19 protein-coding genes are annotated in these 24,748 nt (G+C 67.7%); 9 read left to right on the top strand and 10 right to left on the bottom strand.

Annotated elements, in window-relative coordinates:
• Nucleotides 1–38 precede the first annotated feature (38 nt).
• Entirely contained in the window at nt 39–626 is a 588-nt protein-coding gene (locus tag AC3FOF_RS14850; RefSeq protein ID WP_488727019.1) for a cysteine dioxygenase family protein, read from the bottom strand.
• A 148-nt stretch (nt 627–774) separates the two neighbouring features.
• Here AC3FOF_RS14850 and AC3FOF_RS14855 point away from each other — a divergent pair, with 148 nt between their 5' ends.
• Nucleotides 775–1,641 (top strand): LysR substrate-binding domain-containing protein, encoded by an 867-nt coding sequence (locus AC3FOF_RS14855; RefSeq protein WP_276264541.1) that lies wholly within the window; start codon nt 775–777, stop codon nt 1,639–1,641.
• Nucleotides 1,642–1,670: 29 nt separating this feature from the next.
• Here the strand turns inward: AC3FOF_RS14855 and AC3FOF_RS14860 are convergent, their stop codons facing one another.
• Entirely contained in the window at nt 1,671–3,227 is a 1,557-nt protein-coding gene (locus tag AC3FOF_RS14860; protein WP_488727020.1) for a methyl-accepting chemotaxis protein, read from the bottom strand.
• 221 nt (nt 3,228–3,448) lie between these two features.
• Between AC3FOF_RS14860 and AC3FOF_RS14865 the strand changes: the two genes are divergently transcribed.
• Both AC3FOF_RS14865 and AC3FOF_RS14870 read left to right on the top strand, forming a co-directional pair.
• A complete protein-coding gene (locus AC3FOF_RS14865) occupies nt 3,449–4,990 on the top strand; it encodes a methyl-accepting chemotaxis protein (protein WP_276264539.1) in 1,542 nt (513 codons plus the stop codon).
• 183 nt (nt 4,991–5,173) lie between these two features.
• Nucleotides 5,174–8,200, top strand: coding sequence for a transglycosylase domain-containing protein (locus AC3FOF_RS14870; RefSeq protein ID WP_488727021.1), 3,027 nt, complete (start codon nt 5,174–5,176; stop codon nt 8,198–8,200).
• 41 nt (nt 8,201–8,241) lie between these two features.
• On the opposite strand, the gene AC3FOF_RS14875 is transcribed toward AC3FOF_RS14870, so the two are convergent.
• From AC3FOF_RS14875 to AC3FOF_RS14885, 3 genes are all read right to left on the bottom strand, one after another.
• Nucleotides 8,242–8,421, bottom strand: a complete 180-nt coding sequence (locus AC3FOF_RS14875; RefSeq protein ID WP_017231319.1) for a hypothetical protein — start codon at nt 8,419–8,421, stop codon at nt 8,242–8,244.
• 132 nt (nt 8,422–8,553) lie between these two features.
• Nucleotides 8,554–9,687, bottom strand: coding sequence for a DUF1275 domain-containing transporter (locus AC3FOF_RS14880; protein WP_488727022.1), 1,134 nt, complete (start codon nt 9,685–9,687; stop codon nt 8,554–8,556).
• 26 nt (nt 9,688–9,713) lie between these two features.
• Nucleotides 9,714–9,965, bottom strand: a complete 252-nt coding sequence (locus AC3FOF_RS14885) for an HPr family phosphocarrier protein (RefSeq protein WP_276264536.1) — start codon at nt 9,963–9,965, stop codon at nt 9,714–9,716.
• 349 nt (nt 9,966–10,314) lie between these two features.
• On the opposite strand from AC3FOF_RS14885, the gene AC3FOF_RS14890 reads away from it, so the two are divergent.
• Nucleotides 10,315–11,682, top strand: a complete 1,368-nt coding sequence (locus AC3FOF_RS14890) for a M20/M25/M40 family metallo-hydrolase (RefSeq protein WP_017230066.1) — start codon at nt 10,315–10,317, stop codon at nt 11,680–11,682.
• An 86-nt stretch (nt 11,683–11,768) separates the two neighbouring features.
• Here the strand turns inward: AC3FOF_RS14890 and AC3FOF_RS14895 are convergent, their stop codons facing one another.
• Together AC3FOF_RS14895 and AC3FOF_RS14900 are read right to left on the bottom strand one after the other, a co-directional pair.
• Complete coding sequence (locus AC3FOF_RS14895; RefSeq protein ID WP_017230065.1) at nt 11,769–12,227, bottom strand: (2Fe-2S)-binding protein; 459 nt, start codon at nt 12,225–12,227, stop codon at nt 11,769–11,771.
• Between the two features lie 20 nt (nt 12,228–12,247).
• Complete coding sequence (locus AC3FOF_RS14900; RefSeq protein WP_276264534.1) at nt 12,248–14,527, bottom strand: xanthine dehydrogenase family protein molybdopterin-binding subunit; 2,280 nt, start codon at nt 14,525–14,527, stop codon at nt 12,248–12,250.
• 161 nt (nt 14,528–14,688) lie between these two features.
• Here AC3FOF_RS14900 and AC3FOF_RS14905 point away from each other — a divergent pair, with 161 nt between their 5' ends.
• A complete protein-coding gene (locus AC3FOF_RS14905) occupies nt 14,689–15,420 on the top strand; it encodes a TetR/AcrR family transcriptional regulator (protein WP_276264533.1) in 732 nt (243 codons plus the stop codon).
• A 40-nt stretch (nt 15,421–15,460) separates the two neighbouring features.
• Here AC3FOF_RS14905 and AC3FOF_RS14910 read toward each other — a convergent pair whose 3' ends face one another.
• Entirely contained in the window at nt 15,461–18,043 is a 2,583-nt protein-coding gene (locus AC3FOF_RS14910) for a sensor domain-containing protein (RefSeq protein ID WP_488727023.1), read from the bottom strand.
• 165 nt (nt 18,044–18,208) lie between these two features.
• Here AC3FOF_RS14910 and AC3FOF_RS14915 point away from each other — a divergent pair, with 165 nt between their 5' ends.
• From AC3FOF_RS14915 to AC3FOF_RS14930, 4 genes are all read left to right on the top strand, one after another.
• Nucleotides 18,209–19,003: a cobalt-precorrin-7 (C(5))-methyltransferase gene (locus AC3FOF_RS14915; protein WP_488727024.1), complete on the top strand. Its 795-nt coding sequence runs from the start codon at nt 18,209–18,211 to the stop codon at nt 19,001–19,003.
• A 179-nt stretch (nt 19,004–19,182) separates the two neighbouring features.
• Nucleotides 19,183–20,034 carry a universal stress protein gene (locus AC3FOF_RS14920; protein ID WP_276264530.1) on the top strand — a complete coding sequence of 284 codons (852 nt, stop codon included), beginning with the start codon at nt 19,183–19,185 and terminating at the stop codon, nt 20,032–20,034.
• Between the two features lie 402 nt (nt 20,035–20,436).
• A complete protein-coding gene (locus AC3FOF_RS14925) occupies nt 20,437–21,387 on the top strand; it encodes a cation diffusion facilitator family transporter (protein ID WP_488727025.1) in 951 nt (316 codons plus the stop codon).
• Between the two features lie 78 nt (nt 21,388–21,465).
• Complete coding sequence (locus tag AC3FOF_RS14930) at nt 21,466–22,869, top strand: DHA2 family efflux MFS transporter permease subunit (protein WP_488727026.1); 1,404 nt, start codon at nt 21,466–21,468, stop codon at nt 22,867–22,869.
• A gap of 54 nt (nt 22,870–22,923) precedes the next feature.
• On the opposite strand, the gene AC3FOF_RS14935 is transcribed toward AC3FOF_RS14930, so the two are convergent.
• Both AC3FOF_RS14935 and AC3FOF_RS14940 read right to left on the bottom strand, forming a co-directional pair.
• Complete coding sequence (locus AC3FOF_RS14935; RefSeq protein ID WP_488727027.1) at nt 22,924–24,237, bottom strand: HipA domain-containing protein; 1,314 nt, start codon at nt 24,235–24,237, stop codon at nt 22,924–22,926.
• Nucleotides 24,237–24,497 (bottom strand): helix-turn-helix domain-containing protein, encoded by a 261-nt coding sequence (locus AC3FOF_RS14940; protein WP_346430251.1) that lies wholly within the window; start codon nt 24,495–24,497, stop codon nt 24,237–24,239. Before AC3FOF_RS14940 ends, AC3FOF_RS14935 begins: the two co-directional genes overlap by 1 nt.
• Between the last annotated feature and the right edge of the window lie 251 nt (nt 24,498–24,748).

The following is a 24,748-nucleotide window of genomic DNA, read 5'->3' on the forward strand; positions in this document are numbered from 1 at the left end:
GTTGGGCCGGGCGTGCCGGCGCGGCAGCCCGGTGTTTGCTAGCGGCGCGTCTTGACGCCCACGCCCATGACCTGGCTGCGGCCGGTCTCGAGGTCGAAGGAGAGGCGGTCGGTCAGGGTTTCGAGCGCGCGGCCGTACATATGCAGATGGCGGATCACGGCTTCGCCGCGGATTTCCACCGAATGGATGTCATCGGGCAGCAGCGCGATGCCCGTGCCCGGGCCGACTTCCACGGTGTGCGAATGCGCGAGCGTGCCCACGCCGGGCTGGCTGCCGTCGTCGGTGCGCAGGTAGACGTCGTTGTATTCCGTGCCGACCACGCCCGCCACGCAGGCCCACGTGGTGTGGTTGTGCGGCGGGATGCGCTTGCCGGGCCGCATCACGTTCAGGTATAGCGCGAAGGTCTGATCGGTGTCTTCGGCAATCAGGTAGCGGGCCTGGCGCTCACCCTCCTCGGGCGGGGCGAATTCGCTCTCCTCCCACAGTTGCGGGCTGGCCGCGAGTTGCTCCACCTGCGCCAGCACGCCGGCCAGCGAGTCACGGGTGACGCCTGCGCTGGCAACGATTTCCTTGATGGATCGAATGGCGTCCCCGACGGCGGCCTGGCGTTGTTGTGCGATCGACATGTCTCTAGAATCCTTGCTGGGTCTCTGGTAAGTCTTGTGGGATATTGGCTTGCGGGGCGTTGCGTAGCGCCGTCAGGTTTCACTGTAATGAAAGCCACCGCCCGAAACCACTTAATCACCCATGAAAACACTTAAGCAAGTCTAATGAATGCGTAATCTCGATCTGGATCTGCTGCGCACCCTGGTCGCCATTGCCGATCACGGCACCTTCGGCGCCGCTGCCGAGCGGCTGCATCGCACGCAATCCGCCGTCACCCAGCAGATGCAGCGGCTGGAGGAGCAGGTGGCGCTGGCGCTGTTCGAGCGGCAGGGGCGGGGCAAGCAGCTCACCCGGCATGGCAACAAGCTGGTGGAGTACGCGCGGCAATTGCTGAGCCTGAACGACGAGGCGCTGCGCGTGCTGCGCGAGGGCGACCTGACCGGATCGCTGCGGATCGGCGCGCCGCACGATGTGGCCGACACCATCCTGCCGCCGCTGCTGTCCCATATCGCGCGGGCTTCGCCTGCCTTGCGGCTGGAGATCCACGTGGGGCGCAGTCCCTTCCTGATGGAGTCGCTGCGGCGCGGGGAGATCGACCTGACCGTGTCGACGCGCGAAGACACCAGCCTGGACGGCCTGGTGTTGCGCACCTCGCCCACCATCTGGGTTTGCGCGGCGGATTTTGCCTATGAGCACGGCAGCACGGTGCCGCTGATCCTGGCCGATGAGCCCAGCCTGTTCCGCAAGCTGGCCCTGGAGGCGCTCAAGGAGGCTGGCGTGCCGTGGCGCGCCGCCTACCTGGCGCCAAGCCTGATCGGCATCAAGGCGGCCATTCGCGCCGGGCTGGGGATTACCGCGCGCAGCATCGACCTGCTGGGGGCCGACATGCGCGTGCTGGGGGACAAGGATGGGCTGCCGCGCCTGCCGGATGTGACGTACTACCTCTGGGCACGTCCGAATGCCGCCAACCCGGTGGCCCGGCAGGTGTTCTCCATGCTCAAGACCACCTTGCAGCGCGGCCTGTCGGCGCCGTGAGCGGGCCCGGCGGCGAGCGCTGCGCCCGCTCAGGCCACCGGGGCCAGCCGGAAGGCGCCCACCGCTTCGGCAAGCTGGTGCGCCTGCGCTTCGAGCGAGCCGGCGGCGGCGGCGGCCTGCTCCACCAGCGCGGCGTTTTGCTGGGTGACCTGTTCCATCTGCGTCACCGCCTGGCTGACCTGGACGATGCCGGCGCTTTGCTCCAGCGATGCCGAGGAGATGTCCTCCATGATCCGCGCCACGCGGCGTACGGCCTCCACGGTCTCGCTCATGGTCTGGCCGGCCTGCGCCACCAGGGCGTTGCCGGCGCTGACCTTGCTGGCCGAGTCGTCGATCAGGGATTTGATCTCGCGCGCAGCGTTGGCGCTGCGTTGCGCCAGCGCCCGCACCTCGCCCGCCACCACCGCGAAGCCGCGGCCGGCTTCGCCAGCCCGCGCCGCTTCCACGGCCGCGTTCAGGGCCAGGATATTGGTCTGGAAGGCAATGCCGTCGATCACGCCGATGATGTCGGCGATGCGCTGCGAGCTGCCGCTGATGTCGCCCATGGTCTGCACCACCCCGCGCACGTCGTCGCCACCGCGCATGGCCAGGCGGGCGGCCTCGGCGGCCAGTGTGCTGGCCTGGCGCGCGCTCTCCGTGTTGTTGCTCACGGTGGAGGTCAGCTGCTCCATGCTGGCGGCGGTCTGTTCGAGCGAGGCGGACTGCTGTTCCGTGCGGGAGGAGAGATCCGTATTGCCGGCGGCAATCTCGCGCGCGCCGATATTGACCGAATCCGAACTGGCCCGCACTTGCGTGACGGTGCGGATCAGCGCCTCCTGCATGCGTGCCACCGCGGTGAGCACGCGTCCCACCTCGTTGCCGCCCGCGGCTGCCGCGCGCTGGCTCAGGTCGCCCTCGGCCACGCGGCCAAGGTGCTCGGCGGCGGCGGCCAGGGGCCTGACGATGAATGCGCGCAGCCCAAGGTGTACCGCGACGATCAGCCCAAGCGCGGCCGTGATGCCCACGACCACCAGCTTGACCACCAGGCCGTAGCGTGCGCCGCTGGCCTCGGCCTCCTGCTGCGCGAGCTGGCTTGCCTGCTGCTGGAAGGCTGCGGCACCTTTCGAATAGGCGGCGCCGGAGGGTGTCACCTCCTTGTCGTTGACGGCTGCATAGCCGGCGGGGTCCCCGGCGCGCAGCGCTGCCATGGCGCGCTCGACCGTGGCGGCGTGCGCCCGCGCGGCCCCAACGACCTGGCGGCGCAGGGCCTCGTCTTGCCCTTCCAGCGCGGCGGCGGCGCCAAAACGCTGCAGTTGCTCGCCCGAGCGCTTGAGCGATGCCTGCGCCGCGTCGAGTGCGTTGGCATCGACCCCGGCGCTGCCTTCGCGTGCCGAGGAATAGGCGCGCGCCAGCGCCGAGCGGGCGCGGGTCATGTCCTTGTAGGCATCGTCCAGCAGCAGGGTGCGGGCGGCGATCTGCTGGACGCGCTCGGTGGTCTGGTTGGCGGCGCGCAGCGCGAGCACGCCGACGCCGGCGCCAAACACGATCATCAATGCAAAGGTCACCAGGATCGCCAGCAGCCCAGTGCGCACGCTAAGGTTTTTCATCGTCGGGATCGAAACGAGGGTTTGAGGTCAGTCCGCTAACGGCCGGCGGCGTCCAGACTTGACCGGGCGATGGCGTATTGTTTGAGCTAGATCAAGTGCGACAGTCCGTCCGCGGGATGCAGGGCGCCTGTTCTGGCACACTGCGCGGCGCCAGTTCAAGTTTTGTTGCGTTGCACCGATAGAGAGGGCGTCCCCCTCCAGCGAACCGCCCCCTTCGCATCATGATCGCAAGCCTCACCATCCGCGCCCGTCTCATTGCCACGGTTTCCCTGTTGTTCCTGCTTGCGCTCGGCATAGGCGCGGCCGCCTTGCTGGGCTTGCGCGCCGCCAACCAGGCACATGAGGCCACCTATTCGAACCAGCTCGCCTCGGCCCTGGCGCTGGGCGAGGCGGATCTGAGCCTGACCCGGGCCCGCACCGCGCTGGATCGCGCCATGCTTTATCCCGACAGTCCCGAGGCATCCGGTCTGCTGGAGCGCACTGAAGAGCTGGTGGCGCGCTCGGATACCGCGTGGAAGCGGTTCATGGCCTTGCCCCGCGACAGCGAGGAGGACCGCCTGGCCAGCGAGGTCGCCGGCAAGCGGGAGGCCGCCAACCGAGATGGCATTGCGGCCATCATCGCAGCGCTGCGTGCCCGTGACCGTGCCCTGGCCGACCAGATCATGGATGGCAGGCTTTCCAGGCTGTTCCGCGATGCCAATGACAGCAGCCTCAGGCTGAGCCAGTTGCAGCTCAGGATGGCGGCGGGCAATTTCGATGCATCGCAGGTGGCGTACCGTCAATTCCGCAACGGCGTGATTGCCGCCATCGTGCTGTCGCTGCTGGTGGCGGCCGCCTGCGCGGTGTTTCTGCTGCGTGCCATCGTTGGCCCGCTGGAACTGGCGCTGCGGCAGTTCGACCGCATCGCGCAGGGCGATCTCAGCCACCCGGTGCGGGTGACGCGCCGCGACGAGATGGGCCGCCTGCTGGAAGGGCTGGGCCGCATGCAGGGCAGCTTGGCCACTACCGTGGGCCGCGTGCGCGACGGCTCGGAGGCCATCACCGCGGCCACGCGGCAGATCGCCGCCGGCAATGCCGACCTCTCCGGCCGTACCGAGGCGCAGGCGGCATCCTTGCAGGAAACGGCGTCCAGCATGGAGCAGATGACCTCCACCGTCCGCCAGAACGCCGACAACGCGCGCCAGGCCAGCCAGCTCGCAGTCAGCGCGGTCGAGGTGGCGCACCAGGGCGGTGCGGTGGTGGGCGAAGTCATGGCCACGATGGGCGATATCAGCGCGGCGGCCAAGACCGTGGCGGAGATCATCGGCGTGGTCGACGGCATTGCCTTCCAGACCAATATCCTTGCGCTCAATGCCGCCGTGGAGGCCGCGCGGGCCGGCGAACAAGGGCGCGGCTTCGCCGTGGTCGCCGGCGAGGTGCGCAGTCTGGCGCAGCGCAGCGCGGGGGCTGCCCGCGAGATCAAGTCCATGATCGAGACCTCGCTGGCGCATGTAGCGACCGGCAGCGGCCTGGCCGGGCGGGCCGCAAGTACCATGGAGGACGTGGTGGCGGCGATTCGCCGCGTGACCGACATCATGGGCGAGATCGCAGCCGCGTCGCTGGAGCAGAGCAGCGGCATCGAGCAGGTCAACCGGGCGGTGACCTCGATGGACGAAGCCACCCAGCAGAATGCCGCGCTGGTGGAGCAGGCCACTGCCGCTGCGGCGTCGCTGCAGGACCAGGCGCGCCAGCTCGACCAGGCCATTGCCGCGTTCCGCATATAGGCTGACGGGGCGGGCGGGGCGGCGCGCCATGACGCCGCACGCGCACTTTGTACGTTAGGCCCCATTGAGCTAGGGTATACGCGGTGACGAACGCAGCGTAACAGTGCCATCGTTGCCAGCAGGCGGCCGGCACAGGCCGAAGCGCCGGGCTGCCCCCGGTTTCCTCGCAAACGGACCTGAATCGTGCGACGTCGTCTCTGGCCCAGGCTCCTGATACTGGCCCTGCTTGCGGGGGGCGCGTACGTGCTTGGCGCCGTGGTCGCCGAGGAACTTGCCACGTCGCGGCTGCAGGCGCGCTACTTTGCGGCGCGGGCGAAAGGGGTCGCCTTTGCGGTACAGCCCGGCCCGAGCGATCGCATCCGCTTTCCAGAAGACGGTCCCTATGACGTGCGCTTCGGCTATAGCCGGCTGCCGCAGTTCACCGAGTTGCTGGAGGCGCGCGGATTTCGGCGCGAACACCAGGCGCGCTGGTCGGACAGGATGCTCGAGCTGACCGATTCCGGCCTGTTCGCGCCATACCGCGAAAAAACCCATGCCGGCCTGGACCTGCTCGACTGCAATGACGAGCCGTTCGGCCCCCCCCGGCTGCCGCGGCGGGACTATGCCAGCTTCGGCGCGGTTCCGCCGTTGCTGGTGAGCGCCTTGCTCTTCGTCGAGAACCGCGACCTGCTCGACCCCGAGTTTCCCATGCGCAATCCGGCGCTGGATGTGCGCCGTTTTGCGCGCGCCGCCATGGACCAGGGCATGCACTTCTTCAATGAGAAGCACGATGCGGCCGGCGGCAGCACGCTGGCTACCCAGATCGAGAAATACCGCCATTCGCGCGCGGGCCGCACCGCTTCGCCCAGGGAAAAGATCAGGCAGATGGCCAGTGCGTCGATACGGGCGTACCTGGACGGGCCGGATACGGTCGCGGCCCGCCAACGCATCCTGGTCGATTACCTGAACACGGTACCGCTGTCTGCCCGGGCCGGCATCGGCGAGATCAACGGGCTGGGCAACGGGATGTGGGCCTGGTACGGGCGGGATTTCGACGAGGCCAACCGGCTGCTGGCGAGTGCCGTGGGGCCGGGGCCCGGCGCGGGCCAGGCCGAGGGCGAGCAGGGCCAGCTGCAGGCACGGGTGTTCAAGGAGGCCCTCTCGCTGATCATCGCGCAACGCGGGCCATCGCACTTCCTGCGGCGCAATACCGAGGCGCTGGCAGCGCTGACGGATAGCCACCTGCGCCTGCTCGCCGCCGCCGGCGCCATCCCGCCATGGCTGCGCGACGCCGCGCTGGCCCAGCCCTTGAAGCTGTCGCCCGCCGCGCTGGACCGCCCGGAAATCTCGTTCGTGGCGCGCAAGGCCATCAGCGGTGTCCGTTCCGACCTGTTGCGCTATCTCGGGCTGGGCAGCAGCTATGAACTCGACCGCCTCGACCTGACGGCGCACAGCACGATCAACACGGCGCTGCAGCGTGTCGTCACCGACGCACTGCTGGCGGCGGGCACGCGCGACGGCGCCCACGCCGCCGGGCTGTATGGCCACAACCTGCTGCGGGAGGGCGACGATCCCGGCAAGCTGGCCATGAGCTTCACGCTCTATGAACGGGTCGCCGGCGCGAACCTGCTGCGCGTGCAGGCCGACAACCTCGATCTGCCTTTCGACCTGAACCGCGGCGCCCGGCTGAACCTGGGCTCGACTGCGAAGCTGCGCACGCTGGTGACTTACCTGGAGATCATCTCGGAGCTGCATGAGCAGTATGCCGGCATGTCTGCCGCCCAGTTGCGCGAAGTCAGGCCGGCCCCGCTCGATGCGCTGCGCCTGTGGGTGGTGAACTACCTGCTCACCGCCTCCGACAAGAGCCGGCGCGCCATCCTGGAAGCCGCCATGCAGCGCCGCTACTCCGGCAGCACGGGCGAGGCGTTCTTTACCGGCGGCGGCCTGCAGACGTTTACCAATTTCGAGCGCTGGGAAAGCCTGAAGATCATGCCGGTCGAGGAAGGCTTCAAGCACTCGGTGAACCTGGTGTTCATCCGCCTGATGCGCGATATCGTGCGCTACGAAACCTACCGGCTGCATCCCGACGCCGACGAGTGGCTGAACAACCCGGATGCGCCGCAACGGCATGCCTACCTGGTGCGCTTCGCCGACAAGGAGGGCAGCGATTACCTGCGCGCCTTCTACCTGAAGTATCAGGGCAAGACGCAGGCGGAGGCGGCCAGGCGCGTGCAGGAAGGCCGGACCCTTACCCCTTTGCGGCTGGCGGTCACGCTGCGCAGCATCGATCCCGACGCAGACCTGGCCCAGTTCAGCAAGGCGATGCGCGCAGGCCTGCCGCACGCGCCACTGACCGACGACATGCTGGCCAAGATGTACCGCAAGTACGGACAGGACAAGTTCAACCTCAACGATCGCGGCTATCTGGCGCACGTGCATCCGCTCGAGCTCTGGCTGCTGGACTATCTGCGCCAGCGGCCCGATGCCAGTCTCGACGAAGTGTTGCGCGACAGCACCGCGCAGCGTCAGGAGGTGTACGCGTGGCTGTTCAAGACCCGGCATCCCGGCGGCCAGACGCGCCGCATCCGCAGCCAGCTCGAGCGCCAGGCATTCGGCGAAATCGCGCGCCGCTGGCAACGGCTGGGCTACCCGTTCAGCGCCATCACGGCGTCCTACGCCTCGGCGATCGGTGCGGCGGGCGACCGGCCCGCCGCGCTGGCCGAACTGGTGGGCATCATCCTGGCCAATGGCGTGCGCCAGCCGGCCAGTGCCTTGCGGAGCCTGGATTTTGCCGCGGGCACGCCCTATGAAACCGGATTCGGGCTGGGCACGCAGGGTACCCGGTTGCTGAGCGAGGATATTGCCGACGTGGTGCGCGCGGCGATGATCGGCGTGGTGGACAGCGGCACGGCGGGTTCGCTCAAGGCGGCGATGAGCGGCAGCGGCGTGGTGGCCGGCGGCAAGACCGGCACGGGCGATCACCGCTTTGAGGTCTACGGGCCGGGCGGCCGTCTTATTTCATCGCGCGTGGTCAGTCGGTCCGCCACCTTCGTCTTCTTCCTGGGCGATCGTTATTTCGGCAATGTCACGGCCTATGCGCACGAGCCCTATGCCGCGCGCTATGCCTTCACCAGCGCCTTGTCGGTGCAATTGCTGAAATCGCTCGCGCCGACCATCCTGCCGCTGGCGCGGGATGGCGGCACGCGTCCCGCGCTGGCATGCCGGCATTGAATCCGCCTGGCCGCCGGCAGGGCGGCCGGACAAGGACGGCGCTAATCCCAGCCGTGGCGACGGGCGCAGTACTCGTCTTCGGACGCCTGCGCGTCCCGTTCGTATTCGGCGATCACCTGCAGCGTGGCCGACTGGAGCAGGGAGCCCGCGGTCAGCGTGGCGGCAAGCTCGCGCAGGCCTTGCAGGCAAATGGCGGTGCGGGTCGGGGCTTGTTCCTGCATGATGCGCTGCTGGCTCGAAGATGGGCCCGACGCGGGGCCCGATGCTTCGATTGTAGGGAGCCTGCGCCTGCCCGAATGCAAAGCAATGTGTCGGCTCGCACCTTCAAGGCGCGAGGCGGCGCATCAGGCCTGTCAGAGCCATGAAAAGTATCGTGCAAGCAGCCCGGCGGCCAGCAGGGTGCTGCAAATCCACAACACCACGATCACCGCCGCGGCGATGCGGCTGCGCGGGCGTTGCGCGGCCGCCACGGCCGCGGCACGGAACTCGCCCATCAGTGACGTGGGGATCATCCTGATGGTCAGGATGACGCCGAGGGGAACCAGCACGACGTCGTCGAGATAGCCCAGCACGGGAACAAAGTCGGGAATCAGGTCGATCGGCGACAGGGCATAGCCGGCCACCAGCAGCGCCATCGCCTTGGCATGCCAGGGCGTGCGCGGGTCGCGCGCGGCCAGCCAGAGGGCGTGCACATCGCGCAGCACCTCGCGGGCCCACTGGCGTCCTCGCCTGGCCAGGCGCAGCAGGCGGGCGCGCAGGTCGTCCATGACCGGCACCACCGCCAGCACCAGCAGCAGTGCCGCCAGGACGAGCGTGGCGCTGAAGCCCAGTTGCTTGAACCCCAGCGCACCGGCAACGCCACCCCCGAAGAACAGCGCCACCAGCGTGGCCAGCACGCGCAGCTTGGGGCGGTTGGCCAGCACCACCGGCGTGGCCGGGTCGGCCCTGGCTATGTTCCAGTAGAACAGCTTGCCGATTTCGATGCCGATATCGGTAATCATGCCGGTGATGTGGGTGGTGCGGATCTCGGCGTTGGAGATCTTGGTGATCAGGGCGTTCTGCAGGCCCATGATGAAGCACAGCAACATCACCGTGGCCGGCACGAACAGCCATTGGCGGGTACCCAGGTTGCCGCCCAGCAGGCCGAAGCAAAGGAGCAGCAGGGCTTCCAGCATCAGCGGCAGGGCGTATTCGCTATGCAGCCGTTCGCGCCGCGCCCAGTTGATCAGGACTGCCGAGGTGGCGGCGCCAGCCAGGAACGACAGCAGGGCCCCGAGCCCCTCCAGGATCAGCCCGGCCTGGCCGAGCGCCAGGCGGTCGGCCATGGCCGAGACGATGCCGGTCATATGCGAGGTGTACTGCTGCACCGCGAGGAAGCCGCCGGCATTGGTGGCCCCGGCCACGAAGCTCAGATAGCCGGCGAGCCGGCGGTTGGCCAGCTGGCTGCGGCGCTGGCCGGTCAGGCTGCGCAGGTAGGCGATCGGCATGGGGGCGGTATCCGTGGGGTGGCCGCTCAGTCGGTCAGCAGTGCGCAGATGACGCGCAGCGCTACCGATTCGTCCACGCCGCTGGCCTGGATGCGCAAGCGGAGCCCTGCGCGCGACGACAGATGCATGACCTCCTTGACGTTCTTGGCGTTGGCCGTGTAGTCGTTGCTGCTCAACAGGATATTGCACTCGAACTGGCTGGCCGTCTTGGTCAGCCGGTCGGCCCTGCGGCCCTGCAAGCCGTGGGGACTGGACATTTCAATCGTTGCTTCTACCACGGCACCCTCGGTCGAACCTCGATAAAGCGTGGATATCGGAGACTGCGGGCACGGGTGGCGCAGAGGCCGGGAATGGCCTCGCCCCACAGGGTTGCCTGTCAGCCAGCATGCGATGATAACCCGCCGCATCCTACTGATCGACCCGGTGAACGGGAAAGTGTTCGCAAGCCTGTGTGCGATACCGGGCGCTCAACTGGCCGGCCGGCCGTTTTGCAGCCATTGGTCAAGCATGCAGCATGACGCACGCGGCGGGTCCGCTGCTGGCAGAATAGGGGGGCGCCGGCTGCCCGCTGTCTCACCTGCGTGCCAGCCCATCTGTCAGCCAACTTCCCGGAGCCTTCGCCAAATCATGCAAGCACGCCTGCCATCCGCTGTCGCCCTTGTCCCTCCGCTCCGGCTGGTGTTGCCGGCGCTGGCTCTGGCCGGCGGCCACGCCTTTGCGCAATCCATCCCGGTGCCCGCGGTGTCGCCGGCGGTGGAGCGTACCTATGCCAGCCTCGAGGCAGCCCCGCTGGTCAAGAAGGTACTGGCCGACGTGAAGGCGGACGACGCGCGCTCGCTGGGAGACCTCAAGGCAATGACCGAGATCCCGGCGCCGCCGTTCAAGGAAAAGGCCCGGGCCGAGTATTTCCTGGGCAGGCTCAAGGCGCTCGGCCTGGCCGACGCGCATATCGATGCCGAGGGCAATGTCATCGGCATTCGCAAGGGCGCCGGGAGCGGCCCCCGGCTGCTGGTCTCGGCCCATCTCGACACGGTGTTTCCAGAAGGCACCGATGTCACGGTGAAGCCGCGCGACGGCAGGCTGTATGCGCCGGGCATCTCGGACGACACGCGCGGCCTGACCGTCCTGCTGTCGTGGCTGAAGGTGCTGAACGACAACCAGGTCCGCACCGTCGGCGACCTGGTGTTCGTGGGCAATGTCGGCGAGGAAGAGCTGGGTAACCTGCGGGGCATGAAGGCCGTGTTCCGCGAGCATCCGGACATCGACGGCATGGTCGGGCTGGAGCCCGGGGTGGGCGACCGGGTGCTGACCCTCGGCACCGGCAGCCATCGCTACGAAGTCACTTTCCGCGGCCCGGGTGGCCACAGCTTCGGCGCTTTCGGCCTGCCCAGCGCCATCCACGCCATGGGACGCGCCATCGCCAAAGTCGGCGACGTGCGGCCGCCCGAGGATCCCCGGACGACCTTCACCGTCGGCACCGTGAGCGGCGGCACCTCGGTCAACGCGATCGCAGGCGATGCGCGCATGAGCGTGGATATCCGCTCGAATGCCACGCCTGCCCTGCTGGAGACGGAAAAGCAGATCATGGCGGCCATCGACGCCGGCGTCGCCGAGGAAAACCGGCGCTGGCATGCCAGCCAGGCCGCCAGCCAGATCACCTACCAGGTACGGCTGATCGGCGATCGTCCCGCCGGGCACACCCCGGCCGATGCCACCATCGTGCAGGCGGCGGTGCGCGCCATCAAGGGCTATGGCAAGGGCACGCCGAGCCTGCGCGGCGCCAGCACCGACGCCAATGTGCCGATGTCGCTAGGCATCCCCGCCATCATCATCGGCAGCGGCGGCAAGACCGGCGGCTTCCATGCGCGCGACGAGTGGTACGACCCGGCCAACGCCTGGGAAGGCGCGCAGGTCGGGCTGACCACGGTACTCGGGCTGGTGGGTGTGCAGGGCGTGAGCCAGCCGCTGCTGGAAAAGCGCGCGGCGGCGAAGTAGCGCGGCGGCCCCAGGCTGCCAGTCTGGCGTTCGAGTTCGGCCAAGGGCGGGTTCCAGCAGACTGCCGCGGCCGCAGCGCGCGCAACCTAGGTTTTTTGTCCTAGCGCCGCTTTGTGGATCGCCGCCCGTATGCGCGGATACGTGCCGCAGCGGCAGATATTGCCGGCCATGGCGGCGTCGATGTCCGCGTCGGTCGGCTGGGGTGTCTGCCTGAGCAGGGCGCAGGCGGACATCAGCTGTCCGCTCTGGCAGTAGCCGCATTGCACGACATCCAGTTCCGTCCACGCTGCCTTCAGGGCCTGCGCCTGCGCGCCTTGCAGCCCCTCGATGGTCGTGACCTCCCGCTCGCCCACGGCGGAGACCGGCGTCACGCAGGAGCGGACCGGCGCGCCATCGAGATGCACCGTGCAGGCGCCGCACAGGGCCATGCCGCAGCCGAACTTGGTCCCGGTCATCTTGAGTTCGCCGCGCAGCACCCAGAGCAGCGGGGTGTCGGCCTCGGTCTGCACATTGACCACCTTGCCGTTGATCTTCAGTGAGAGCATGTCAGTCTCCAGGGGCCGGGTCAGGCCAGTTGCAGGGGAAGGGCGCGCAGGCGCTGGCCAGTGAGGGCGAACAGCGCGTTCGCAATGGCCGGGGCGATCGGCGGGGTGCCCGGTTCGCCAACGCCTTCCGGAGGGGCCTGGCTCGGCATGATTTCGGTTTCGATCGCCGGGCAGGCATCGATGCGCAGCACCGGGTAGTCATGGAAATTGCTCTGCTGCACCTGGCCTTCGGCAATCGTGATCTCGCCATACAGCGCCGCCGAAAGGCCGAAGACGACCGCGCTTTCCATCTGCTGGCGGATCAGGTTCGGGTTCACCGGGGTGCCGCAATCGATCACGCAGACCACCCGGTGCACACGGATGCGCTTGTCCGGGCCGAGCGAGACCTCGGCCACCTGCGCGACAATCGAGCCGAACGACTGGTGCAACGCCACGCCGCGCGCCCGCGGGGCGCCGTCGGCGGCGGGCGCAAGCGGCTTGCCCCAGTCCGATAGCGCCGCGGCGCGCTGCAGCACGGCCAGGTGCCGGGGGTGATGCGCCAGCAAGCCAGACCGGAAGGCCACCGGATCCTGGCCCGCGGCAACGGCCACCTCATCGACGAAACTCTCCTTGAAGAAAGCCTGGTGCGAATGCCCCACCGAGCGCCAGAAACCCACCGGCACGGGCAGCTCGACGATCTCGTGCCCGATCCGCGCGTTTGGCCATTCATAGGGCTGGTCGAAGGCGCCTTCCGAGGTGGTCTTGTCGGGACCGGCAGCCGGCAGGCCAAAGCTGCGCGCCAGCACATTCGGCATGATGGCCTGGCCGGCCGAGGTGTTGTGCCAGGCGACCAGCTTGCCAGCCTTGTCGAGGCCCGCCTTGAAGCGAGAGACACAAGCCGGCCGGTAAAAATCATGCCGGATGTCCTGCTCCCGCGACCAGATGGTCTGCACCGGCCGGCCTTCCACTTCGCGCGCGATGGCCGCGGCCTGCGAAATGAAGTCGGCCTCCAGGCGCCGGCCAAAGCCACCGCCGAGCAACTGCACCTTCAAGTCCACCTTGTCGGCCGGAATGCCCAGCGCCCTGGCGGCCTGGTCGCGTGCGATACGGGGCACCTGCGTTGACGCCCAGACGGTGGCCGCCCCGTCCTTGAGCCGCACCGTGCAGTTGGCCGGCTCAAGCGCTGCGTGCGCCAGGTAGGGCGCGTGATATTCCGCAACGACCGTCCTGGCCGCCGTGGACAGGGCGGCATCGACGTCGCCGTGGCTGTAGTAGGCGTGCCCCTGGGCTTCATCCAGCGTCTGGGCCAGTTGCCGCTGGATGGCCGCGCTCGATGCCTGCGCGGCGGCGCCGTGGTCCCACTGCACGGTGACCTGCTTGAGCGCACGCATGGCGCGGTAGGGCGTATCGGCAATGACGGCCACGCCGCCGCTGCCGCCGTTGTGCGCACCGACCTGGATCACTTTGACCACGCCGGGCAGCCTTGCCGCCGCCGTCCCGTCGAAACCGGCCACCGTGCCGCCCAGGGTCGGGCACATTGCGACACTGGCATAGAGCAGGCCGTCCGGCAGGACGTCGATGCCGAAGCGCGCCGAGCCGTCGAGCTTCGATGCCGCTTCAATGCGGCGTACCGGCTGGCCGACAAGCTTGAAGCGTGCCGGATCCTTGAGCGCCACCGTGTCGGGCCGTGGCTGCCGCGCGGCCAGCGCCGCCAGTTCGCCGAAGCTGGCCGTGCGGCCCGAGGCATGCAGCACCTTGCCGGCCTCGGCACGGCATTCGCCCGCCGGCACCTTCCACTGTTCGGCGGCAGCGCTGATCAGCATCGCGCGCGCCGAGGCGCCGGCTTCGCGCATGGGCAGCCACAGGTCCTTGATGCTTGACGACCCGCCCGTCATCATCGTGCCGATCTCGCGCATGAGCTTGCGGGTCATCCATCCCGCCGCCGTCTTGACGGCGCCATCGTCGTCTGGATGAAAAGGCAGTCCATCGACGGTGGCCGCCTGGTTGTTGTAGATCTTGTCGATCGGCGAGTGCTCCACCCTTACCTGGGCCCAGTCGGCGTCGAGTTCCTCGGCCAGCAGCATGGCCAGGCCGGTGTGCACGCCCTGGCCCATCTCTGACTTGCTCATCATCACCGTGACGGTGTTGTCGGAAGCCACTTTGACCCAGCCGTTGAGTCCTGCCTGCGAATCATCCAGCGGCAGCGGATCGGCCGTGACCAGGCGCTGGCGCGGCGGCATCACCGACCAGCCGACCACCAGCGCGCCCATGGCCCCCGCGATGCCGGCGCTGCGGAGCAGAAAGGTTCTTCGGTTCAACATGGGAGGTCTCCGGGTGCCGCATAAGATACCGGGCTTGGTCCTGGCCAAAGATCGCGCGTTGTAAAATCGCTCGCCCCTCCTTGGCAGGTTGCAGTCCATGGCCTGCGTATCTTATGTTTTATGTTGTCAGTGGCAACATACCATAGCAACGGATGTAACCCATGTCAACATCGAGGCTCGACGATGAGTTCAACCCGCCTTCCACTGCCGGCCAGCGAGGCGCGGCGAAAGGCGCCGCAAAGCGCGCGGGCGCGGCACGGTACCACCATGGCGACCTGCACGCGGCCTTGAGAACCGAGGCCGAGCGCATCCTCAAGACGCGCGGCGCGACGGAGGTGAGCCTGCGGGAAGTGGCGCGCGGGGTGGGGGTATCCCACGCCGCGCCATACCGTCACTACGCCAACCGCGAGGCCCTGCTGGCCGATCTGGCGGCGCGCGGCTTCGAGCGCCTGCATGCGCGTTTCGAGGCGTTGCCGCGACGCGTCAAGGCAGCGCGCCGCTTTGCGGCCTTGCTGCAGGCTTACCTGGAGTTTGCGGCAAGCGAGCCTGCCATCTACCGGCTGATGTTCGGGCCGGACCTGCGCAAGGCCGATCATCCGCAACTGGCGCAGGCAGGCTACCGGGCGCTCGACGTGGTGCGCCGGGCCATAGAGGCGCTGGATATCCCGCCGCCGGCCACCGCGGAGGCAATGGCGGCCTGGAGCCTGGCGCACGGGCTCGCGCTGCTGATCCTCGACCAGCGCCTGGAGTTCGAGCCGGGCGTGGACGAGCCCATGGAGCATCTTGCGCTGGTCAGGCGGGCCGCCGATATTTTCATGGCGGGCTTGCAGGCTGGCCGGTTGAGCGCCGCGGTGGCAAAACCGGCCGGAGCCGCACCGAGACGCAAGCCATGACACGCCGCGCCATGGCGGCGCGGCGTCTTTGGCTACGCGATCAGCGCTGGGAGTGCCGGTCGCCGGGCTCGGCCGGTGGCCGTGGCGTGGCGATCCACTGGGCCACGGCGGCGGCATCCAGCGGGCGGGAAAACAGATAGCCTTGTCCCATGCGGCAGCCCTGCGATAGCAGGAAGCACCGCTGCGCTTCGTTTTCGACGCCCTCGGCGACCACCGCGAGTTTCAGGCTGTCGCCGATGCGGATGACGGCGCTGGCCAGTTCGCGGGCGGCGGCATCGCTCTCCAGGTCGATCACGAAGCTCTTGTCGAGCTTGAGCTGGTGCACGGGCAGCTGCCGGAGATAGCCAAGGCTGGAGTAGCCCGTGCCGAAATCGTCCATGGACAGGCGTACGCCCTGCGCGTGGATGGCCGCGACAGTGGCGGCAAGGCTGGCGTCGTCCTCCATCAGCAGGCCCTCCGTCATCTCGAGCATCAGCGCCTCGGCGGGCAGGCCATGGCGGGACAAGGTCTGCGCGACCTGCGCCGGCAGCGTCGGGTCGCGGAAGCTGGCGGGCGAGATATTGACCGATATGGTCGGCACCGAGAGCCCTTCGCGGCGCCAGGCGGCGAGTTGCGCGCACGATTGTTCCAGCACCCAGCGGTCGAGTGTGCCAATCAGGCCGCTGTCTTCGGCCAGCGGCACGAAACGGGCGGGCGAGACCGTGCCGAAATGCGGGTGCTGCCACCGGACCAGGACTTCGAGGCCGTAGAGCCGTCCATCCCGCAGGAACACCTGGGGCTGGAAATTGAGGTGCAGCTCTTCGCCGATCAAGGCCTCGCGCAGCGCAGACTCCAGCGCCAGGCGTTCCTGGGCGGCCCAGTTCATCTCGATGCTGAAGAAGCGGAACAGGTTGCGTCCAGCGGCCTTGGCATCGTACATGGCCATCTCGGCGCAATGGAGCAGGTAGTCCAGCGCGTCGCCGTCGACCGGAAACATGCTGATGCCGATGCTGGCGGACGGCGCGATGCTGACGTGATCGATGCGCAGCGGCTGGCGTAGCGCGGCCAGGAGGCGTTCGCCCGCGGCGATGGTCTGCGTGCGGTCGCTATTGGGCAGGACCAGCGCGAATTCGTCGCCCGAGAGCCGGGCCACCAGCGCGCCGTCGCCGGCCTGCGCGGCGAGGCGCACGGCGACTTCGCGCAGCAGCTTGTCGCCGCCGGCGTGGCCCAGCGAATCGTTGATATGCTTGAATCGGTCCAGGTCGACGAACAGCACGCTGAGCGTGGCGCCGGCCTGCTGCGTGGCAAGCAGCAAGGTGGCAGCCTGCCTTTGCAGCAGGCTGCGGTTGGGCAGGCCGGTCAGCGAGTCGTAACGGTCCAGTTGCAGGATGCGTTCCGCCGCCTCCTCGCGTTCGAACGCGAGCTTGCACAGCGCCACGCAAACCTCGACCAGCTGCAGGTGAAAGGCATCCGGCCGGCGGACCGTCCGGTAGTAGAACGCCAGCGTGGCCAGCACACGCCCGTCGCCCGCCTTGATCGGATAGGACCAGCAGGCCGCCAGGCCGAGCGGCAGCGCCAGGTCGCGATAGCCATCCCACAGCGGGTCGTTGGCGATGTCGCTCACCACGACCGGTTCGCCGAACCAGGCAGCCGTGCCGCAGGAGCCGGTCATGGGGCCCGCGTTCAGGCCCTCCAGCGCCGCGCAGTAGTGCGGCGGCAGGCCGGGCGCGGCCAGCGTATGCAGGCGCCGGTCGGCGTCCACCCTCAGCACCGACGCGATCACGGCGGGCGCCACGCGTTGCACCTCCTGGCAGATCAGTTCCATCACCGCCGGCAGCGGCTGCTCCATCACCATGGCATGCAGCACTTTGCGCTGCAGCAGTTCGTAGGTTTTCTTCTGCGTGATATCGGAGAGGATGACGATGCCATGATGCTGCGCGCCGTCGGCCCGGCCCAGGTGCCTGACCGTGGCCGAGACCCATAGCGGGCTGCCGCAGCGCGCATAGACCAGCGCTTCGTGGCGCTCGGTGGCGGCAGTCGGGCGCGGCGTCTGCAGGCGGTGCATCACGGCCGGATCGGTGAATTCGCCGGCCAGCAGTTCGGCAGGCGTCTTGCCGGCCATCTCGCCGGGCGTAAAGCCCAGCATGCGCGTCAGGCCGGCGTTCGCGTAGACGATGCGCCAGTCGGCATCGACCACGAGGACGGCGCTGTCTATTTCGTCGGCGATCACCGATAGCAGCGGATGGCCTTCGCGGCTGGCTCCGGCAGACTCCTTCACCAGCAGGGTGTGCAGCGTGGCGTCTCCCAGGCGGGTACGGGATTCGGCGACGTAGCCAAAGCGCAGCGTGCCGTCGCGGCGCTGAATCTGCACGGCGGGTAAAGGACTGAGGCCTTCGCTATCCGGCCCGGGTCCGGCGGCGTGGGCGGCGTTGCCGATGCCTGGCAGCCGTTGCACGAGCGTATCGATATGCATGCCGACGACTTGCGTCCGGCATGCGCCGTAAAGTGCCTCCGCCGCGGCGTTCAGGAAGATGACGCGGTTGTCCGCGTTCAGGACGAAGACGGCGTCGGTTGCCTGCTCGAGCGAATTGCGGAACAGCTGATGGGGGTCGGCTATGCTGAGCGCTTTGTCTCTGTCTGGCATGAGTGAGGTAAACGTCGCTAAAGGCCGCGATGCCCGCCTGGCCCGTCTGGGCTCGCGAGACATTGACTCGGCTCTGATGCAGCTATCGGCATTCGTAGCCATATCCTGAAGTTTTTTTGGAATCGCTCCGGGGTGCGGCCCGCCTGCCGATACCCCCGGATCGCCATGACGGAGCATGAGCGCGCGCAAATCCGCGCGCGGCTTGGCATAATTGCGCCCTGTCCGGACGGGGCGCGATGCGCGCCCGTTCTTGTCGATACGGGAGATTTCATGATCATCTGCGCCGGCGTAGGCCCCGGGCACCTGGACTTCCTGACGCATGGCGTGGCGGAACTGATCCGCGGCGCCGATATCGTGGCCGGCTTCGATGCGGTGATCGAGGTAGTGCGGCCGCTGCTGCCGCAGGGCGCGCGGGTCGTGACCATGGGCTATCAGGACCAGGTGGCCCGGCTCGACCGGGTCGCCGCCGAGCATCATGCCGGCCGGCGCTGCGTCGTGCTGTTCATGGGCGACATGCATTTCAGCGGCTTTCAATACCTGGAGCGGGTCGAGCGGGCATGCGGCCATCCGGTGGATACGGTGCCCGGCATTTCTTCCGCCCAGGTGCTGGCCGCGCGGGGCAAGGTCTGTTTCGACGAAACCACATTCCTGACGTTTCACCGCCGCGGCGACCTCGAACCGTTCAAGCGTCATCTCGTGCACGTATTGGCGGACCAGCGCAACGCCATTGCGATTCCTCGGCCCTGGGATTTCATGCCCAAGGACATCGCCGCCTGGCTGCTTGCCCAGGGCGTGTCCCCCGGGCATCCGGTCGAAGTCTGGGAGAACCTTACGCTGGCCGACGCCGCGTGGCGTGGCACGTTGGGCAGTTGCACGCAGGCGTTCAGCGACATGAGCATCATGCTGATCCGCGCCCTGGCGCCAATGCCCAGCCAGATCGAACCCCCGCCGCACCCCTGAGCCACGTGCCGGCGGTGCCGGGCCGGGGAGGCTTGATCTGCCGCAACGGCTGCGCATTGCCCGCTTGCACTGCCCTGGCCAGGGAGTAGAGTCCATCCGGAATGGTTGAACAGCACCGGCACCGGCACCGCCATGGCAATGGCTCCAGCTAACATTACCGGCACGGAGGAACAAACATCATGGATTTCAAGACCCTGCTTGTCGAACTCGGATCCGACCCTGGCTGCGCGGATCGCGTGGCCTTTGCGGCGGACCTGGCGCAGCGCGCCGCGGGACATGTGATTGGCCTGACGGCCACCGGCATGCGCCTGGAGCCATTCCGGGGCGCGGGCGACGAGGCCGGGCGCTACGCCGAGCTGGCAAGGCGCCAACTGCTGGCGCAGGGCGCCGAGGCCGCCGCCGCCTTCCAGCGCGCCATGCACGAGGCGGCACCCGGCGTGGGCTTTACGCACCGGATCATCGAGGACGACGCAGGGTGGGCGCTGGCGCAGCAGGGGCGCATGGCCGATCTCGTCGTGTTGGCCAGGCCAGCCGGCACCGATGGCATGCCGGTGCTGGTGGCGCAAACCGCCGAGTACGTCCTGCTCAATGCCGGCCGACCGGTGCTGCTGGTGCCGCAAGGTGTGCGCCGCCTGGTTTGCCAGCATGTGGCCATCGCATGGGACGGCGGGCGGGAAGCCGCCCGGGCCGTGGCAGATGCCATGCCTCTGCTGCGGCAGGCCAGCCGTGTCACCGTGGTGGCCGCGTCCAGTACGCATGACCGCACGGTCACGCACAGCGCGCCCGACGTGCACGGTGCCCACGCCGGTTTGCGCGACCAGCTGGAGCGGCAAGGCGTCGCGGTCGCGATGCATGCCGTGCAGGGAAGCCACCGGGTGGGCCAGCTCCTGCTGGAGGCGGCGCGGCATTTGCAGGTCGACCTGCTGGTGGCCGGCGGCTACGGCCACGCGCGCCTGCGCGAGCTGGTGACCGGGGGAACCACGCGTACCCTGATGCGACATGCCGACATGCCGGTGCTGATGTCGCACTAGGCGGCCGGCGGTCCCTGCTACCTGGCAGGGCCCGTGCGCGGATTCGATATGCAAATGCATGTCAGTTAGATTCGCGTAGCGCAACCGACCGCCTTGCCCCGGCTTCCCATCCATGGATCGGGCAGGGGCTGCCATCCTGAACAGCGAAGCGATGCGGGCCGCAAGCGCCGGCACCGTCGCTCCGGCCTTGCCATTCAAGACCCGTCAACCGGTTTTCGTCCCGGCATTTCCGGAACCGGTGCGCAAGGACGCGTGCGCGCCGAAGGTTTACCGCGCACAATCACGCCTGCGGCGCGGACGCGCTTGTTCGCGCCGCGCGGTAACCGATTCGCGAACCAGCGGATCGGCGAGCCAGCGCACCGCGACCAGACAACGAATGAACGAAATGATGGAGAGAGGTCGATGCAAGTCGATGTTGTGAGCGACGAGGCCGGGGTGGATCCGCTGGCACGGGCCCAGGCCGCAAGTCGCAGCACCTGGGTGAGCGTGGCGGTGAACATCCTGCTGACCGGCATGCAGTTGCTGGCCGGCGTGGTGGCCGGCTCCCAGGCCTTGATCGCGGATGCGATTCATTCGCTTTCCGACCTGGTCTCGGATTTCGTGGTGCTGTTCGCCAGCCACCATAGCCGCAAGGGCGCGGATGCCGATCACCACTATGGTCACCAGCGTTTCGAGACCGCCGCCGCGCTTGCGATCGGCGTGCTGCTGCTGGCGGTCGGGGCCGGCATGCTGTGGTCGGCCGTGCAAAAGCTGGAGCATCCGGAGCTGATCCAGCCGGTCAAGTCCGTGGCGCTTTGGGTGGCATTGGGCGCGCTGGTGGCCAAGGAACTGCTGTTCCGCTACATGCTTGCCGTAGCCGAGCGCGTGCGCTCCAGCATGCTGGTCGCCAATGCATGGCACGCCAGGTCCGATGCGGCCTCCTCGCTAGTGGTTGCGGTGGGGATTGGCGGCAATCTGCTTGGCTATCACATGCTCGATCCGGTAGCGGCGCTTGTGGTCGGCCTGATGGTGACCAAGATGGGCTGGAGTTTTTCCTGGGACGCCTTGCATGACCTGATGGATCGCGCAGTGGACGAGCGGAGCGTCGAGGCGATCCGGCTGGCCATCCTTGCGACGCCGGGCGTGGCGGGACTGCATGACCTGAAGACGCGCAAGATGGGCGATGCCATCCTGGCGGACGTGCACCTGGAGATCGACGGCGCGATCACAGTGGAAGAGGGGCACCGTATCGCGGTGGAAGCCCGCCTGCGCGCGCTGGAGGTGCAGGACGTGCTGAACGTGATGACCCATGTCGACCCGGTGCGCTTGCCGCGGCCGCCAGCCGCGGACCCGGCTCGCGCGCGGGCGGCATAGGCGTTGCCCCGTGCGTCCGCATTGCGGCAGCGCCACACAATCCGCCCCATGGACCCATCGCAAAACCCCTCTTCTTCGATGAGATTCCTGCCTTATCTCGTCGCCGCCACCTTCTTCATGGAGTACCTGGACACCACCGTGCTCGCCACTGCCTTGCCGCAGATGGCGCATTCGTTCGGGGTCGGGCCGAATGACCTGAGCCTGGGCATGACGGCCTACATGCTGGCGCTCGCCGTGTTCATCCCGATCAGCGGCTGGATTGCCGATCGCTTCGGGTCGAGGACGGTGTTCGGCGGCGCGATCGTCGTATTCACGGTGGCCTCAGTACTGTGCGGCGCGTCGAACGGCCTCGTCGAGTTCACCGCGGCGCGGGTATTGCAAGGGATCGGCGGCGCGATGATGGTGCCGGTCGGGCGGCTGATCGTGGTGCGCAATACGGACAAGCGCCAGCTGATCAAGGCCATTTCCACCATCACCTGGCCTGCCATCGTCGCGCCCGTGGTCGGGCCGCCGATTGGCGGCTTCATTACCACCTATGCCTCGTGGCGCTGGATCTTCCTGCTGAACGTACCGTTTGGCATCGCGGCGCTGATCGCCACCATGACGATGATCCGCAACGAGCGCGCGAGCGAGCGCCGGCCGCTCGATATCGTCGGCTTCCTGCTGAGCGGGGCGACGCTCACCCTCGTGCTGTACGGTACGGAACTGGCAAGCCAGCAAGGCTCCAGCCTCGCCACGGCCGCAGGCTTCGTGGCCGCGGGCATCGTGCTGGGCGTGATCGCCGTGCGGCACGCGGCGGGGCGGGCGCATCCGCTGCTGGATTTCACGACGCTGCGCGTGCCGACGTTTTCTGTCACGGTGATCACCGGATCGGTCACCCGCATCGGCATTGGCGCGGTGCCGTACCTGATGCCGCTGCTGTTCCAGGTCGGCTTCGGGCTCTCCGCGTTCCGCTCGGGACTGTTGCTGCTGGCCAGCGCGCTGGGCAATCTCGGCATGAAGGCGCTCACGACCCGTGTGTTGCAGCATTACGGCTTTCGTGCCACCGCGATCGTCGATGTCGTCTTTGCCAGCGTGTTCATCACGGCGTGCGGACTCCTTACGCCGCAGACGCCGCTCGCCGTCGTGCTGTTCGTGGTGTTCGTCTACGGCGTGACGCGCTCGATGCAGTTCTCGACCCTGGCAACGCTGGCTTACGCCGATATCCCGCAAGCGCAGATGAGCAGCGCCAACACATTGTGGAACGCCGCCCAGCAGATGACGATCGGCCTCGGCATTGCATTCGGCTCGCTGTCGCTGCGGATGGCGGCGTCGATACGCGGCGAGGCAAGCGAAACGCTGCATTTCACGCTCGGCGATTTTCGCTGGGCCTTCCTGTTCGCGGGCGCGGTGACGCTGGTGTCGCTGATCGGCTATGTGCGGCTTGCGCCCGATGCGGGACGGCATCTGGCGAGCGGGCAGGGCGCGCAGCGAGCGCGTTAATGCCGGCCGGCCATCGCCGCGGGCCCTGCCGGCGGCCATCCGGGCCGCACTCTCTTACAGCAGCGATCCGTCCACCGCCAGGATATCCGGCGCCATGTCCACGAGGATGGCGGCCTGGCGCTGGACCAACGCGGCGATCGCATGCGCCATATCGCGTTCTTCCTCGATGTACAAGGGATCTGCTGCCTGTCTTGCGGCTTGCATGGCCGCCGTACGCGCCAGGCTTGTCATGATCCGCATGGCCGTCGGCCGGCGGATACCGATGCGCGACATGAAGTCCGCGAAGGCAAAAGGCGTGACCCTGGCCATGTCGAATTCATCGCCAATCGCCATCGCAAGCTCATGTATGAACCGGTCGTACTGGACTACCGAGACCAGATCGTAGAAAGGGGCGGGCGTCAGGCCCGCCCGCGTGCAGAAGAACGAGAAGTTCTTGCCGTGCGCGTCACTGTTGCCGATCAGGAACTGGAAGGTGGCCCATTGCAGCATGATGCGCTGGGCAACGGCCCGGTCGACCGTCTTGTCCCGCAGTGAAAAAAGGCGTTCGAAGCTGATGCCGTCGCGGATGGCCGCAACGTCCTTGGTGGCGCCGAAATTCCGCTCGTACTTGTAGCTCACCGGAAGATCCAGCGCCTGGCAGGCGTCGACGATATGCAAACGCCTGACTCCGCCGTTTTCCTTCAGGCGGTCGAACCGCGTGACCAGCAGGATCGGGCTGGGAATGCGGCGAATCGACACCGGCGCGACCGGCAAGCCAAGGCGGCCTGCCAGCGTCATGCAGAAATGCTCGTTGGCTACCATGCAGGAGGCCGAATCGTGGGCGGATTCGGGTTTGACGATGTGGGTCGATGCCACGGCTGCCCCGTCGGCCAGGTACATGCGATCCCCATCCATGAACACGGCCAACTTGTCCTGGTGGCCGGCGATGGACAAGCGCACCCGGCCGTCCCAGACAGAGAAGGGAACCTGTTCCCGTTCGCGTATGCGCTGGTTCAGCTCGTCGGCGGAGATCTCGCGCAGCCGTGGCGCCACGGGCTGCGGCGGGGCATCGGCATGAAAGCTCAGCGCGCCCGCGGTCTCGCCGCCGAGCTGGCGGATCAGGCCGTAGACGTTGTTCTTCGAGACTTGCCCATAGACCGAGGCGATGTCCAGTGCCCGGCCCTCGGGAAGCAGGTTTTCGATGAAGCGCCTGATGCTTGCCGAGCCCGCCGGCTGGTCGAACGGGATCGCGGGCGACAGCGGGTAGCCGCGGGCGGCAGCGCGCCAGGCCTCGTCATAGGCAAACGAGAAGCTGTCCTCCAGCGCATCGTAGTGGACCGTCCCCACCAGATCCGGCCCGTCGTAGACGGAGAGGGGATGCGTGGCCATCAGGCACGCTCAAGGGGAAAAAACGGCAGGTCGATATCCATCAGGGCGGCCTTGGGCCCAAGGACCATGCCCAGGCCCAATCCCGCGAGGACGAGCAAGAGCTTGTCGGTCTGCACGGGGCGGCCATTCTCCAGTCTCGATAGAAGACTCGCCGACACGCCGCAAAAGCTCGCCGCGTCGTCAATGCGAAGCGCTTGCTCAAGGCGGCGGTTGCGAACGAGCGCCCCCAGTTCGGCAAGGGTGGAGATGCGCGGCTGCACTGACGGTATCGAGGGGGGAAGCTGACGAGCCATGTGATGTGAATTCCCGGATACCCAGGTTCTGTACGTTATTGTTTCCTTTTGCGGAAACAATTTCCGTGCCAGGCAGTGGTTGAGCATTGTTTTTTGATAAAGAAACTATAGTCCGGCAAGTACAGGTGGTCAACGTTGTTTCCGATTGCGGAAACTATGACTATCACGGCGCGTATATACACCATGGTTTCCTTAAACGGAAATTTAGTGGTGTATAG

This window comes from Cupriavidus sp. 96C5-1, assembly GCF_057798855.1.

Bases quoted from the DNA above. Each gene is read 5' to 3' on its own strand.
- AC3FOF_RS14850 (WP_488727019.1), bottom strand. From the start codon at position 626: ATGTCGATCGCACAACAACGCCAGGCCGCCGTCGGGGACGCCATTCGA.
- AC3FOF_RS14855 (WP_276264541.1), top strand. From the start codon at position 775: ATGCGTAATCTCGATCTGGATCTGCTGCGCACCCTGGTCGCCATTGCC.
- AC3FOF_RS14860 (WP_488727020.1), bottom strand. From the start codon at position 3,227: ATGAAAAACCTTAGCGTGCGCACTGGGCTGCTGGCGATCCTGGTGACC.
- AC3FOF_RS14865 (WP_276264539.1), top strand. From the start codon at position 3,449: ATGATCGCAAGCCTCACCATCCGCGCCCGTCTCATTGCCACGGTTTCC.
- AC3FOF_RS14875 (WP_017231319.1), bottom strand. From the start codon at position 8,421: ATGCAGGAACAAGCCCCGACCCGCACCGCCATTTGCCTGCAAGGCCTG.
- AC3FOF_RS14880 (WP_488727022.1), bottom strand. From the start codon at position 9,687: ATGCCGATCGCCTACCTGCGCAGCCTGACCGGCCAGCGCCGCAGCCAG.
- AC3FOF_RS14890 (WP_017230066.1), top strand. From the start codon at position 10,315: ATGCAAGCACGCCTGCCATCCGCTGTCGCCCTTGTCCCTCCGCTCCGG.
- AC3FOF_RS14895 (WP_017230065.1), bottom strand. From the start codon at position 12,227: ATGCTCTCACTGAAGATCAACGGCAAGGTGGTCAATGTGCAGACCGAG.
- AC3FOF_RS14900 (WP_276264534.1), bottom strand. From the start codon at position 14,527: ATGTTGAACCGAAGAACCTTTCTGCTCCGCAGCGCCGGCATCGCGGGG.
- AC3FOF_RS14905 (WP_276264533.1), top strand. From the start codon at position 14,689: ATGTCAACATCGAGGCTCGACGATGAGTTCAACCCGCCTTCCACTGCC.
- AC3FOF_RS14910 (WP_488727023.1), bottom strand. From the start codon at position 18,043: ATGCCAGACAGAGACAAAGCGCTCAGCATAGCCGACCCCCATCAGCTG.
- AC3FOF_RS14915 (WP_488727024.1), top strand. From the start codon at position 18,209: ATGACGGAGCATGAGCGCGCGCAAATCCGCGCGCGGCTTGGCATAATT.
- AC3FOF_RS14920 (WP_276264530.1), top strand. From the start codon at position 19,183: ATGGATTTCAAGACCCTGCTTGTCGAACTCGGATCCGACCCTGGCTGC.
- AC3FOF_RS14925 (WP_488727025.1), top strand. From the start codon at position 20,437: ATGCAAGTCGATGTTGTGAGCGACGAGGCCGGGGTGGATCCGCTGGCA.
- AC3FOF_RS14930 (WP_488727026.1), top strand. From the start codon at position 21,466: ATGAGATTCCTGCCTTATCTCGTCGCCGCCACCTTCTTCATGGAGTAC.
- AC3FOF_RS14935 (WP_488727027.1), bottom strand. From the start codon at position 24,237: ATGGCCACGCATCCCCTCTCCGTCTACGACGGGCCGGATCTGGTGGGG.